A 12731-nucleotide genomic window follows, 5' to 3' on the forward strand; every position below is an offset into this window, starting at 1 on the left:
GGTCCGCGCCGACCCGGTCAACCCCGGGCAGGCCGTGCAGGAAAGCTCGCAACGCCGCCTCCGAAGAGGTCACGTCCGCGAGCGAGGTAGTCACAACGCTCATCGCGATCGGGTCTTTCTCGTGCGTGAGGGGGCCGGCCGCCCGCCCGGCGGGGCGGTGGAGGCACGTTCGATCAGCTTGGTGTCCAGGACGATGCGGCTGGCGCCGCCGCCGGTCTCCTCCGGGTCCAGCCGGCGCAGCAGCAGCCGCATGGCGAGCACGCCCTGCTCGAACATCGGCCGGTCGATGACGGTCAGGGGCGGCCTGAGCAGTGGACCGGTGTCCAGATCGTCGAAGCCGATCAGGCTGATCTGGCCGGGGATGTCGATCCGCATGTCGTGCAGCGCCTTGAGCACGCCCAACGTCATGAGGTTGTTGGCGGCGAAGATGGCGGTGGGCGGCTCGGGAAGCGACAGCAGGGACATCGTGAGCTGGTAGCCGCTGTGCTCCTTGAAGTCGCCGACCAGGTCGTACTCGGGCGGCACCTCGATGCCCGCCTTGGCGAGCGTCCCGACGAACCCCTCGCGCCGCAGCCGCCCCGGGGTGGTGTCCAGGGTCCCGCTGATCGCGGCCACCCGGGTGTGCCCGAGGGCGAGCAGGTGCTCTGCCGCCTGCCTGCCGCCGCCGTCGTTGTCGACCAGCACGGCGTCGAACCGTTCGCCGCCGGCCAGATCGCGGTCCACGAACACCAGGGGCACGTCGGCGTCGTGGACGTGCAGCGGGGTCTCGTCCTGCTCGGTGGCGGGGGCGAGGATGACGCCGTCGACCCTGCGCACCATGTCCGCCAGCACGTCGTCCTCCTGCTCGCTGCTCTCGTCGCTGTTGGCGAGCAGGATGCGGTAGGGCTCCGTACGCGTGACGGACTCCATGCCCTTGACCACCGCGGCGAAGTAGGGGTTCGTGATGTCCGGGACGACGACGCCGATCGTGTTGGTGCGTCCGGACTTCAGCGACTGCGCCGCGGCACTCGGCCAGTAGCCCAGCTCGTCGATGGCGGCCTGAACCGCCTCGTACGAGCGCACCCGCTGGCCCCGCAGGAAGCGCGAGACCGTGGCGGGAGAAACCCCCGCGCGAGCTGCTACGTCATGGATGGTGACCACGTGAGCTCCAAACTGAAATCGATGTCAGTGATGATGGCAGTAAGCGACCACGGAGTGTCAATGGCATGTTTCCAACTCGTTACACATTCGGGCATTTCCCCAACTCAAGGCCATGCTCACCCCATGCCCGAGCATGGTTTACTGAAACCGTTATCAGTAGCTGAGGGCCCGCGTAAGACGCTGAAGCCGGCGATCTACCAGCGGTTGCGGGCCTCCTCCGCCCAGCCGGTCAGGCCGTCGAGGTCCACCCAGGTGCCGTCGCCGGTCTGGGCCTGTCCCGAAAAATGGCCGAAGCACTGGTGCGTCTCGTTGCCCACCAGGCCCAGCTCGGTCCGGGCCGTCTTCTCGTGGAACGGGCGGAACTCCACCTGGACCCGCGGTCCCGTGATCCGCCACGGGCGCAACCAGTCGCTCCGGTCATAGGACCACTCCAGCTCGTCACCGATCTTGTGCAGCCGGCCCGCCACGAACAGGGCGTTCTCGGTGGATCCGGTGCCGTCGGTCCACTTGCCGCCCAGCTGGATGGCCCGGCCGGGCCCGCTGCCGGCGGCCCAGTTCCACGTGACCGAGTACGGCCACTTCCCGCGGCCGTGGTCCAGCACCGCGAACGAGTCCGCCTCGCCGATCGCGAACTCCCCCGACTCCAGCCGCAGCCGCCCGCGCACCGGACGGCCGACGTCCTTGACCGTGTACTGGAACCGGTTCGGACCCCATGGCACCACCACGCCGAGCGATTCGTGGCCCTCCGGCAGCGGCACCTCGAGGTCCATCTCGACGCCGGGCGCGACGGCCCGGATCACGGTGCCGGCCGGTCCTTGATGGATGTCGATCGCCACGCCACCTCCGCGCACGGATGCCGTCCCGGTTCCGCTGCGGTCGGGGAACGCGGCGCCACGGGCCAGCGGCACCACCGCGTCCTTGCTGATCTCCACGCCCGTGGCCCGGTCGAGCACGTAGACCCCGTGGACTCCCGCGTAGTCCAGCGAGGAGGCGACCAGGCCGATGATGTGGCCGGGCGTGACGATCCCCCAGTACTCCCAGCGCTTGCGCCGTCCCCACCCGCGCAGGTTCGCCCGGTGCAGGGGTCTGCGGGTCCAGCCGATCGCGCCGGGGTTGAGGCGACCGTCCGGGAGGCACAAATCGACGGGGGCGACGATCTCCCGCTCATGGGTGGTCATGGAACCGCCCAGCCGGCGGTTTCCCGTTCGACGGGCGTGGGGCGCACGTCGTCCATGTGTGTCCTCTCGGGGGAAACATGAGAGCGTGTCACGTTAGAACGTTATGTTAAGACTGATCCGTGAACAATCCGGGCCTCCGGCGGCGGCCGGTCCAGAAGCGCAGCATCGACAGGGTCGAACGCATCCTCGACGCCTGCGCCCGCCTTCTGGACGAGGTGGGCCTCGACGCACTCACCACGGCCGACGTGGCCAGGAGTGCCGGGGTGCCCGGCGGCACCATCTACCAGTTCTTCGACGGCAAGTCCGGCATGCTGCGCGAGCTGGCGCTGCGCAATCTCGAACTGCTGCTGGTACGGCTGCGCCGCCGCATGGCCGAGCAGGACGGCCTCACCTGGCCGCGTGCGGCGGAGCTCGTCCTGACGGAGACGGTCGAGATGCGTAGGACCGTCCCCGGCTTCACCGTGGTCGACTTCGCCGACACCCGGCCCGGCGGATCGTCGTTCCTGCCGCCCGGCACCGTGAAGGAGAGCGGGGACGTGCTGGCCGAACGGCTCTACCACTTCGCGCTGAAGGAGGCCGGGCTGCCTCCGCTGCCCGACCCTTATCGCGTCATGCGGCTGGCCATCCAGGCCACGGCGGCCGCCCTCCAGCTCGCCTTCGCAGCCTCCCGGGAGGGCGACCCCGCCATGATCGAGCAGGGCCACAGACTGCTCCGGGCCTACTTCGCCGACGTGGCATCAGCCCAGTGCACGGAGCGGTGACCGCTCACGTCGCGTGCGGGCCGGCGCCGCCCTCACGTGTCTCCCGCAGCTTCCCCGTGGCGATGAAGTCCACCGCGATCCGGTAGAAGGAGGCGATCGATTCGCCTCCTTCCACCCCGTCACGGAACTGCTTGCGCACCTTCGCGAACGGGAAGGCCCTGCTGCCGTCGGGAAGGAGCACACCCCACCCGTCATCGTCCGACCTGTGCCAGCCGCCGCCCGTGGCGGCGGCGATGCATGCGCCCAGGAACGAGCCGAGCACGCCGATCAGACCGCCGACCTGCTCCGGGTCGAAGTCCGGCCGGGAACGCTGGCGCTCGATGAAGCCCTCGACCCACTCGACGGACTCCTGGTTGAGACCGAAGGTCACGTCACTCAGGGGCCCGAGCTGATCAATGGCGAGGCTGACGTTCGCCTCTATCCGCTGCAGTTCCTGTTCGTCCATCTGAGGATGGTCACATCCGCCGGATGTCCGATCAATGCAATTTCCGGGCCTGCCAGCGCGACCGGTACTCGCGAGGCGACATGCCCTTCAGCTCCCGGAAGCGGCGGTTGAAGTTGGACAGGTTGGAATAGCCGCAGTCGGCGGCGATGCCGGAGATGGAGCGGTCGGTCTCCCTCAGCAGCCGGCACGCGGCGTTGACCCGCAGCATGTTGAGGTAGCCGGTGATCGTGGTGCCGGTGGTGCGGCGGAAGAACCGGCTGGCCGAGGCCGGGGCCAGATGGGCGGCGCGGGCGACGGCTTCCAGGGTGACCGGCCCGGCGTACTCCTCGTTGAGCAGCCGTACGATCGCGTCGATGCGGTCCCGCGTGGATCCGTTCAGCACTGGAATGTGCTGGTCGCCCGCCAGCGGGCGTGCCTCCGCGCAGCGTGACAGCCGGACGAGCGCGTCGATCAGCGCGAGGGTCCGATCGGGCGGTGGCATCGCGCCGAACGCGCCGAGGTCCACGGCCTTTGGGGGGAAGCTCAGCCCCCGCGCCGAGCGTTCGAGCAGCGACGCCACGCCCGTGAACTCGGGGCGGTCGAAGAAGTCCCGTCCCAGGAAGTCCCGGCGGAACTGGGCGACGATCGCCTCGTGCCGGCCGTGGCCGGGCATCGACTGGTACGTGTGCGGCATCTGAGGGCCGATCAGGGTCAGGTCGCCGGGACCGTACTCCTCGACGCAGTCGCCCACGAATCGGGTGCCGGTGCCGCGGGTGATCAGGGTCAGTTCGAATTCGCGGTGGAAGTGCCAGGCGAAGCGAAAGTGCGACGCCTGCCGCACGTACAGCTTCCAGGAGAGCTGGGAGGTGGCCTCGATGTGCTCGTAGATCGCGCGCACGGTGCTCCGTCGTCATGAAAGTATCGGAATTGGTCATCCGCTGCGTGGCCCGAAAGCGAGGGCGCGGCGAGGCTGGTCGCATGACGGTCACTCACCACGATCTCGAGTCCCGCTACGACCTCGACGCCGCCGCACTGCGTCACTTCAACGACAACGGCTTCGTGAAGCTGCCCGGCGTGCTGGACGCCGGGACGATCGCGGCGTACGAACCCGAGATCACCTCGAAGGTCATCGAGCTGAACACCCAGCACCTACCCCTCGCCGAACGCGACACGTACGGCAAGGCGTTCCTCCAGGTCACCAACCTGTGGCGGCACAGCGACCTGGTCCGCGAGTTCGTCCTCTCCCCGCGCCTGGCCCGCATCGCGGCCGAACTGCTCGGCGTCAACGGCGTCCGGCTCTATCACGACCAGGCGCTGTACAAGGAGCCGGGCGGCGGGTTCACCCCCTGGCACGCCGATCAGTACTACTGGCCCCTGTCCACCGACCGCACCGTGACGGTCTGGATCCCCCTGCAGGAGACGCCGGCCGAGATGGGGCCGCTGGCCTTCGCCGCCGGCAGCCATCGCTTCGAGTACGGCCGTGACCTGCCCATCAGCGACGAGTCCGAGCGAGAGCTGCAGCAGGCGCTCGCCGCGCGGGACTTCCCGCACGTCGAGACGCCGTACCGGCTCGGCGAGGCCAGCTATCACCTCGGGTGGACGTTCCACCACGCCGGGCCGAACCGGTCGGACATCCCGCGCAGGGTCATGACCGTGATCTACATGGACGCCGACATCACGGTCTCCCGGCCGGTCAACGGCAACCAGCGAGCTGACCTGAGCGCGTGGCTGCCCGGGACCGAGGTGGGAGCCGTCCCGGACACCCCGCTCAATCCCGTTCTGTATCGGGCGGGGTGACCGGCTCTCCGGTGCCGACGATCGCGGCCCGCCGGGGATGGGACATGGACCCCCTTTCTGTCACTGCTTGACGGCGCCGGCGAGCCCGTTCACGAAGAACCTCTGCAGCACCAGGAAGATGGCGATGATGGGGGCGAGCGTGATGACGGAGCCGGCGCACAGCAGCGTCCAGTCGGTGGAGTTCTCGCCGATGAAGGCGTACATCCCGACGCCCAGGGTGCGCAGTTCGGGACGGGCGAGGGTGAACACGAGCGGGATGAAGAAGCTGTTCCACGCCGAGATGGCAGTGAACAGGCCGACCGTCGCCAGCATCGGCCCGGACAGCGGCAGCATGATCCGCCAGAAGACCTGGTGGAAGTTGGCCCCGTCCACCCGGGCGGCGTCCTCGAGCGAACGGTCGATCGCCCGGAAGTAGCCCATGAACAGGAAGGTGCCGAAGACGATCCCACCGGCGGACTGCACGATGATGATCGACCAGAGGCTGTTGAGCAGGCCGAGCGCGTCCATGATGTCGAAGATCGGGATGATGGTGTACCCATGGGGCAGGAACACCGTCCCCGCCACCGCGACCAGGACGAGCCCCTTGCCCGGGAACTCGGTGCGGGCCAGCGTGTAGCCGGCCATGGCGGTGACGAGCAGGGTGATCACCACCGTGCAGACCGTGATGGTGAGCGTGTTGACGAAGTACTGCCCGAACGACGCCCCCTGCCAGGCCTGCCCGTAGTTCGACCACAGCGGCGTGCCGGGCAGCGGGTTCAGGCCACGGCCGAAGAACTCGTCGGTGCTCTTCAGCGAGCTGCCCAAGGTCCAGAGGAACGGGTAGAGCCAGGCGATCCCGCCGGCGAGGAGGAACACGTGCGTCATCCACGGCGCGCGCCGGGTCATGCGCGGCCTCCCCTGCGCTTGACCAGCACCCGCAGGAAGAGGGTCTGGGCCACGGCGAAGACGATGAGCAGCACCCCGTAGAAGAACGAGGCCGCCGAGGCGAGGCCGACGTCCCGCTCGACGGTGGAGCCGCCGAACCCGCCGAACGCCAGGTGGTAGATGTAGGTGTTCACGACCTCGGTGGCGTAGTACGGCCCGCCGTTGGTGAGCACCTGCACGAGGTCGAAGACCTGGAACGAGCCGATGACCGACAGCAGCACGATGACGACCCCCACCGACCTGAGCATGGGCACGGTGATGTAGCGGAAGCTCGCGAAGGCGCCCGCGCCGTCGAGCCGCGCCGCCTCGTACAGCTCGTCGGGGATCGTCTGCAGACCGGCCAGGAAATACACCAGGTTGTAGCCCAGCGTGTGCCAGATCCCGACCCCGATGATGATGATCATCGCGAAATTCGGGTCGCCGAGCCAGTCGACATATTCATTTGTCAGGCCGAGCGACATCAGCACGTCGTTGACGACGTCGCCGAAATTGGAGAAAAGCAGCTGGACGACCACGCCGACGACCGCGGCCGACGTCACCACCGGAAGAAAGAAGAGCGTCCGGTAAAAGGTCCTCGCGCGCAGCCGGCGATTGTTCAGCACAAGAGCGAGCGCGAGCGCCAGAACGAGCTGGACGGGCACCACGGCCAGCACGTAGAAGAACGTGTTGCGCAGGGCTTCCCAGAAGATGGAGTCCGTCATCACCCGGGAGAAGTTGGCGAGCCCGACGAAGTCGCCGGGCTCGCCGATCCCGTCCCACCGGTAGAAGGTGTAGCCGAGCGACGCGATGATGGGATAGATCACGAAGGCCAGCAGCAGCACCAGCATCGGCAGGACGTACAGGTAGGACCAGCGCGCCGCGGCGATCCGCTGCCGCAGGCGGGACGCCTTTCCCGCGGTCAGCGCACGGGGCCGGCCGACCAGTTGGATGTCCGTCATCACGTCATCCGCGCTTGGTCGTGTACGACTTGGCGATGTCCCAGTCGGCGAACACGTAGTCGTCCATGCTGACCTTGAGCCCCTGCCCGCGGGCCTTCGACACGGCATCGCTCAGGGCGCCGTTGAGACGGTCCTCGAGTTCCTTGAGCGCCTTGGGCGCGTCCTTGAGCTGGCCGGTGTAGATGCCCGCCGCGACGTCCGGGAGGTCCGGCTGGACCGGCGCCACCTCCACCTTGGCGATCTCCGGGTTGCGGATCGCGGGCACCGGGCCGACGAGGGCCGTGTTCGCCATGGCCACGTACTGCTTGAACGTCGGCGAGCTCACGCCGGCCGGATCGTTGTTCTCCGGGTAGACCGACAGGCCGTAGCCGCCCTGCACCCAGCGCTTGCCGGCCGCGCGGCTGTAGAACCAGTCGAGCCAGGCCCACGCCTGGTCCGGGTTCTTGGCCTTGGCCGAGATGCCCATCAGGTAGCTGCCCGGGGCTCCGTAGAAGAAGCCCTGCGGGGTGCCGGTCGGCGACGGGAGCGTCATGAGGCTGTAGTCCTTGAAGCCGGCCTCCTCCCAGGGCGCCTGGTTCCACACGCCGCCGACGATCATGCCGAACCGGCCCTTCGAGAAGAACGCCCTGGCCTGCTCGTCCGAGATGCTCATCGAGTTGGGGTAGATGAAACCGCGGTTCTTCCAGTCGAGGAGGAGCGCGATGAAGTCGGCGTAGTTGCGGTCGGTGCCGTACGTCCATCTGCCCGTACGGTAGTCGACCGACTGCGTGCCCCCGGGCGACCCGGCGCCCCGGCAGAACAGCTCGATCAGCCACGGCAGGGCCCCCTTCTGCGCGTTGCCGAAGCCGAGCCCGAAGACCTTGCCGCCGCTCTTGCTGGTGATCGTCTCGGCGGCGCGGGTGATGTCGTCCCACGTCTTCGGGATGAGGACCGTCCCGTCGGGGTTGGTCAGACCGGCCTCCTTGAAGACCCCGTTGTGGATGTAGAGCTGTAACGCCGGCGCCAAGCCGCCGAAGGGCGCGGAGTAGACCTTGCCGCCAAAGATGTTGACGCCCTCGACGAAGCTGTTGTCGGGGAACCTCGACCGCCACTCGGGGGTGGCCCACTTGTCCAGGGGCATCAGCCAGCCCTCGCCGACGTGCACCTCCAGCTTCGGCTTCGTGGGCAGCAGGAAGACGTCGGGGGCGGTGCCGCTGCGGAACGCCAGCGCCACCAGGTCGAGGTACTTGTCGGTGACCTGGGTGGTCTTCTTGATGGTGGTCTTGCCGTTGGCCTGCTGGAAGAGCTTGATCTCGTTGTCCACCCACGGCGCCTGGCTGACGTACCAGTCCCAGTACGCCAGCGTGGTGCCCGACGCCGGACCGGCGTCCTGCCGGGAGTCGCCGCAGCCGGCGAGAAACGCGGCCCCGCCGGCGGCGACGGCGGCCTGCAGGAGTTGCCGGCGGCTGAGCTGAATGGCTGACATGGTCTTTCCTTTCGATGTGCCGGGGCCGGCCGGCTCGATGTGCCGAGGCCGGTCGGCCCCATGTGCTGGTGTCAGCCGACGACCACCGTGATCGCCTTGCCGGCGATGGTCGGCATCGAGACGGCGGCCTCCTTGGTGACGCCGCCGGCCGAGACCTTCACGGTGTAGTCGCCGAGGAAGCCGCGCACCGTGGTCGAGCCGGTCGGCCCGGTCGTGGCCGACGCCTTCGTCCACCACTTGCCGTAGATGAGGTCGCGCCAGGCCAGGGCGTTCGGCTTGGGCGTGTAGTCGGTCCGGAACAGGGCTCGCTTGGGATCCCAGGTGTCGCCCTCCCAGAACCCGAAGGTGCTGACCCCGGTGACCTGCGGCATGCTGAACATCGTGGTGAGGAAGTCACGCGTGTAGTCGGCCTGGAGCTGCTCGTCGGTGGTGCCCACGTCGAACTCGGTGATCGCGACGGGCAGGCCGATCCCGGTGAACTTGTTGATCAGCGTGACCAGGTCCGCCGGAGGGGTGAGCTGCTCGCCGGCGAAGTGTCCCTGGATGCCGATGCCGCCGATGGGCGCCCCGCCGTCCTTCAGCGAGCGGACCAGGGCCGCGAAAGGTGGCCAGCATCGCCTCGCCCTTGACCGTGGGCAGCGCGGATGGGGCGCCCACGCCCAGCGAGTACTCGCCGTCGAGTCCGGACGTGCTCGGTTGCCCGGTCACCGTTACCTGCAGCGCCTTGTCGAAGTCGGGCTGCCCCTGAACGGTGACGATCTTGGTCTGTGGTGCCGGGCTCCCCGTGAACTGGGTGAACGATTCGAGGACGTCGGCCGGCATGATCTCGGCCGGCGAGTCCGCGGCGGCCGGGGGCGCCGCCAGTCCCAGCGCCGCGACCAGCGCCAAGGCAATGGCGTACGCCGGCCGGCGCCGTGCCTTCGTGAAGCGACCCATGGCAGGGTCCTCTCTTTCGACGGGCAGGGGGGATCGCGACCGGTGCCCCGAGGGCGCCGGTCTTTGCTTCGTCGATGTGAATGTGCGTCTGGCGGCAGGCGTCAGCCGGGAGCGGGGCCCGTGCTGTCCCGGACGACGAGAGTGGTGGGCAGATGGACGCGGGCGGGCGGCGGCGCGCCGTGCTCGCCCGGAGCGGAGCCCTCGCCGGACTCGGGGGAGATCGCGGCGAGCAGCATCCGGGCCGCGTGCTCCCCCATCGCCTCGAACGGCTGGCTGACCGTGGTGAGGGCGGGCTTGACGTGCGCCGACGACGGTATGTCGTCGAATCCGACCACGGACAGGTCCTCGGGCACCCGCAGGCCGCGGTCGGCGGCGGCCTCCATGGCGGCGTAAGCGGTGACGTCATTGTGCGCGAACACCGCCGTCGGCCGGTCGGCGCGACCCAGTAGCTCGCGCACCAGCTCACGGGCCCTGGGCGGCTCGAACCCGCTCTGCAGGGTGAGCGAGGCGTCGACCGGGACTCCGGCCTCCGTCAGCGCGTCCTCGTAACCGCGCTGCCGGTCCTGGCAGCACGGGTACGTCATCGGCCCGGCCAGCGACGCGACCCGCCGGTGGCCCAGCTCCAGCAGGTGGCGGACCGCGCCGTACGCGCCCTCGTAGTTGTCGGCCTCGACCGACGGCAGGTCGAAGCGGGAGCCGAGGGTGTTGATGAGGACCACGGGCACTCCCTGCTCGTGCAGGTCGAGCAGCGGTTTCATGGTCTGGTCCTGGCTGATGACCAGGACGCCGGCCGACAGTCCCGAGGCGAGCATGCGGTCGATGACCGGCCCGTAGTCGTGGTCGTTGGTGCTCGTGTAGAGGATGATCTCGTACGGCGTGCGCTCGATGACGGAGGCGACCCCGAAGTTCAGCGGGGCCACCATCCGCCACGTCAGCCCGGGCACGATCATGCCGATGAACGGCGGCCGCCCCTTCGCCAACGCGCTCGCGGTGGCACTGGGCACGTAGTTGTGCCGCGTGATGACGGCCAGCACGCGGCGCCGGGTCGCGGGGTCGACCCGCGGGCTGTTGTTGATCACCAGCGACACCGTCGATTTCGAGACGCCGGCCAGGCGTGCGATATCGCGGATCGTGATTTTCTCCATGCACGTTCCTCAGCTGTGCCCGGCCTTTTGTCAAACCGGTCCAACACTTGTCAGGAACGTAGCGCTGGACCGGTTCGATGGCAATACCTGAACGAAAAACGGGAGTAACTCGGCCGTAACTCTTGCGACGAATACGGGCCGATGTCAGCATCGGTCACGAGCGCCCGGACCGCCGGTCGTCCGTGCCCTTCGGAGAGATCTCCCACCCAGCCACCCTCAGGCAAGGGGTTGACGCATGCCTTATTCCGTTGACGAGTTCGCCTTCGACCTGCGCCAGAACATGGCGCCCGGCGACACCTGGGTCACTAGCGGCTGGACCACGGTCCATGCTCCGCCGGGGTCGGTGTGCGGGGTCGGCGGGTGGTTCGCGCCGCCGTACGCGGCCCCCGACACGCGGCTGGACGTCGAGCTGGACGTGGACGGGCACCGGATCGCCGACGGCGCGGCGCCGGGCGTGGCCGGGGTGGGCCTGCTCTATTCGGGTGGCTCCTGGCGGCCCGGCCGGATCGTCAGGCACGGCACCTACCACCGCCGCCACCAGGGGGAGCTGACCTCGCTCCGGGTCCAGAGCACCCTCACCCCGCTGTACGGCCAGGCGGGGTTCGTCCTGGAGGTGGAGATCACCAACCGGGCCGGACGGGACGTCATCGTGACCCTTCAACCGCGCGCCGAACCCGGCGGTCCCCGTCGCGTCCCGCTCGCCGAATGGGGCTGGGTCCCGCCCACCCCGGGTCCGAAGGCCGTGAGCACGGGCCAGTGGACCTGGCAGGCCGGGGACGTCAGCGTCGAGCTCTCCCACGAGGGGCTCCGCCAGGACGTCCCGGCGGGCGGGACCACGGTGTTCGCGCTGGCCGTCCGCGCCGGTGCCGGCACGCCGTCCGGGCGGCCACGGGGGCTGGCCGCCGAGGCGACCGGGCGGTCGGAGCACCGGCTGGCCCGGGCCCTGGCGCGCGTGCCACGGCTGTCCAGCGACATCCCCGGGCTGGAGGCGTACTGGCGCGGCTCACTGACCAGCGGGCTGGTCTGCCTCTGGGACAACCCCGGCTTCATCACCTCGCCCTTCGTGGCCACGTCCGGCGTGGACGGCGGGGCGCTCTGCGCCTACGCGTGGGACACCGGCGGGTACGCCCCGCACCTGCTCACCCTCATGCTCGGCGACGACACCACCGGCGTCCTCGAATCGATCATGAAGGTGGATCTCACCCGGCACTACGCGATCGCCCCCGACGGCACGGGCCTCGGCGTCCCGTACGCGTACAGCGGCTGGTCCCTGGTCACCCTCGCCACCGCCGTCGCCGCCCACCTCGGCCTCCCCCCCGCCCTGGTGACCCAGCTCCACGACCTGGTCGAGGGTCTGGACGCCCGCTTCACCCCAGCGGGGGTACTGCGCGACTACGGCAGCCAGTACAACCTGCTGGAGATGCGCAGCACGGGCTGGGAGCACGTGGTCGCCAGCCCCAACGCCGAACGCGCCTGGTGCCTCGACCGGCTGGCCGAGCTGTCCGAGGTGTCCGGCGCGCGGCTGCCGGTCGACGACCTGCGCTCCCGTGCCCGCGACATCAGGAGCGCGATCGCCCGCGAACTGTGGGATGAGCGCGAGGGCTGGTTCCGCTGCCGCTACCCCGACGGGCACACCGAGCTCGTCCAGCATGTCCAGGCGTTCGACGCGATGCGGAACGGCGCCTGCACACCGGAGATGGCCCGCGCCATGCTCGGGCGGCTGCGTGACGGCTCCTTCCTCGCGCCCTACGGCGTCAGCGCCGTGGCCGCGGACGACCGGCTGCACTACGAGCTCGGCGACACCGACTGGTCAGGCGGCGGTGCGTACACGGGGGAAGGCCCGCAGCTGGCCCTGACGCTCTGGGAGCAGGGTGAACCGTCCCTCGCCTGGGACGTCATGCGACGGCTGCTCTGGATGGGGCGGCACTTCCCGTACTACCCCCAGGAGCACTACTGCGACCGCCCGGCGGCGCCTCCCACCGGCCGGCGGGTCAACATCGTCGCCGGGCTGGCCGGTGCGGAG

12 protein-coding genes are annotated in these 12731 nt (G+C 69.4%); 3 read left to right on the forward strand and 9 right to left on the reverse strand.

The window, feature by feature from the left end; all coding sequences use genetic code 11:
- Positions 1–99 precede the first annotated feature (99 nt).
- Together AB0J09_RS38330 and AB0J09_RS38335 are read right to left on the reverse strand one after the other, a co-directional pair.
- The gene (locus AB0J09_RS38330) at positions 100–1140 is read right to left on the reverse strand and encodes a LacI family DNA-binding transcriptional regulator (protein ID WP_360702075.1); all 1041 of its coding nucleotides are present in this window, start codon (positions 1138–1140) and stop codon (positions 100–102) included.
- Positions 1141–1334: 194 nt separating this feature from the next.
- Positions 1335–2318, reverse strand: coding sequence for a DUF2804 domain-containing protein (locus AB0J09_RS38335; protein WP_360702078.1), 984 nt, complete (start codon positions 2316–2318; stop codon positions 1335–1337).
- A 119-nt stretch (positions 2319–2437) separates the two neighbouring features.
- Between AB0J09_RS38335 and AB0J09_RS38340 the strand changes: the two genes are divergently transcribed.
- Positions 2438–3079, forward strand: coding sequence for a helix-turn-helix domain-containing protein (locus tag AB0J09_RS38340; protein WP_360702080.1), 642 nt, complete (start codon positions 2438–2440; stop codon positions 3077–3079).
- Positions 3080–3083: 4 nt separating this feature from the next.
- On the opposite strand, the gene AB0J09_RS38345 is transcribed toward AB0J09_RS38340, so the two are convergent.
- The gene (locus tag AB0J09_RS38345; protein WP_360702083.1) at positions 3084–3524 is read right to left on the reverse strand and encodes a hypothetical protein; all 441 of its coding nucleotides are present in this window, start codon (positions 3522–3524) and stop codon (positions 3084–3086) included.
- A gap of 31 nt (positions 3525–3555) precedes the next feature.
- A complete protein-coding gene (locus AB0J09_RS38350; protein ID WP_360702085.1) occupies positions 3556–4401 on the reverse strand; it encodes an AraC family transcriptional regulator in 846 nt (281 codons plus the stop codon).
- Between the two features lie 80 nt (positions 4402–4481).
- Here AB0J09_RS38350 and AB0J09_RS38355 point away from each other — a divergent pair, with 80 nt between their 5' ends.
- Entirely contained in the window at positions 4482–5300 is an 819-nt protein-coding gene (locus tag AB0J09_RS38355; protein WP_360702087.1) for a phytanoyl-CoA dioxygenase family protein, read from the forward strand.
- Between the two features lie 60 nt (positions 5301–5360).
- Here AB0J09_RS38355 and AB0J09_RS38360 read toward each other — a convergent pair whose 3' ends face one another.
- From AB0J09_RS38360 to AB0J09_RS38380, 5 genes are all read right to left on the reverse strand, one after another.
- Positions 5361–6185, reverse strand: coding sequence for a carbohydrate ABC transporter permease (locus AB0J09_RS38360; protein WP_360702089.1), 825 nt, complete (start codon positions 6183–6185; stop codon positions 5361–5363).
- Entirely contained in the window at positions 6182–7162 is a 981-nt protein-coding gene (locus AB0J09_RS38365) for a sugar ABC transporter permease (RefSeq protein ID WP_360702091.1), read from the reverse strand. Before AB0J09_RS38365 ends, AB0J09_RS38360 begins: the two co-directional genes overlap by 4 nt.
- A gap of 4 nt (positions 7163–7166) precedes the next feature.
- Positions 7167–8627 carry an extracellular solute-binding protein gene (locus tag AB0J09_RS38370; protein WP_360702092.1) on the reverse strand — a complete coding sequence of 487 codons (1461 nt, stop codon included), beginning with the start codon at positions 8625–8627 and terminating at the stop codon, positions 7167–7169.
- A gap of 71 nt (positions 8628–8698) precedes the next feature.
- Positions 8699–9220: an endo-1,4-beta-xylanase gene (locus AB0J09_RS38375; protein ID WP_360702101.1), complete on the reverse strand. Its 522-nt coding sequence runs from the start codon at positions 9218–9220 to the stop codon at positions 8699–8701.
- Positions 9221–9664: 444 nt separating this feature from the next.
- Positions 9665–10708, reverse strand: coding sequence for a LacI family DNA-binding transcriptional regulator (locus AB0J09_RS38380; protein WP_360702096.1), 1044 nt, complete (start codon positions 10706–10708; stop codon positions 9665–9667).
- Positions 10709–10943: 235 nt separating this feature from the next.
- Here AB0J09_RS38380 and AB0J09_RS38385 point away from each other — a divergent pair.
- The coding region (locus tag AB0J09_RS38385; RefSeq protein WP_360702098.1) for a hypothetical protein at positions 10944–12731 on the forward strand (1788 nt) is incomplete at its 3' end.

The sequence above is a fragment of the Nonomuraea sp. NPDC049784 genome (assembly GCF_040659615.1).
Classification (GTDB): domain Bacteria; phylum Actinomycetota; class Actinomycetes; order Streptosporangiales; family Streptosporangiaceae; genus Nonomuraea.

What these genes read in the sequence shown, in the direction of transcription:
- AB0J09_RS38335 (WP_360702078.1), bottom strand. Translation starts at nt 2,318, where the DNA reads ATGACCACCCATGAGCGGGAGATCGTCGCCCCCGTCGATTTGTGCCTC.
- AB0J09_RS38345 (WP_360702083.1), bottom strand. Translation starts at nt 3,524, where the DNA reads ATGGACGAACAGGAACTGCAGCGGATAGAGGCGAACGTCAGCCTCGCC.
- AB0J09_RS38355 (WP_360702087.1), top strand. Translation starts at nt 4,482, where the DNA reads ATGACGGTCACTCACCACGATCTCGAGTCCCGCTACGACCTCGACGCC.
- AB0J09_RS38360 (WP_360702089.1), bottom strand. Translation starts at nt 6,185, where the DNA reads ATGACCCGGCGCGCGCCGTGGATGACGCACGTGTTCCTCCTCGCCGGC.
- AB0J09_RS38365 (WP_360702091.1), bottom strand. Translation starts at nt 7,162, where the DNA reads ATGACGGACATCCAACTGGTCGGCCGGCCCCGTGCGCTGACCGCGGGA.
- AB0J09_RS38370 (WP_360702092.1), bottom strand. Translation starts at nt 8,627, where the DNA reads ATGTCAGCCATTCAGCTCAGCCGCCGGCAACTCCTGCAGGCCGCCGTC.
- AB0J09_RS38380 (WP_360702096.1), bottom strand. Translation starts at nt 10,708, where the DNA reads ATGGAGAAAATCACGATCCGCGATATCGCACGCCTGGCCGGCGTCTCG.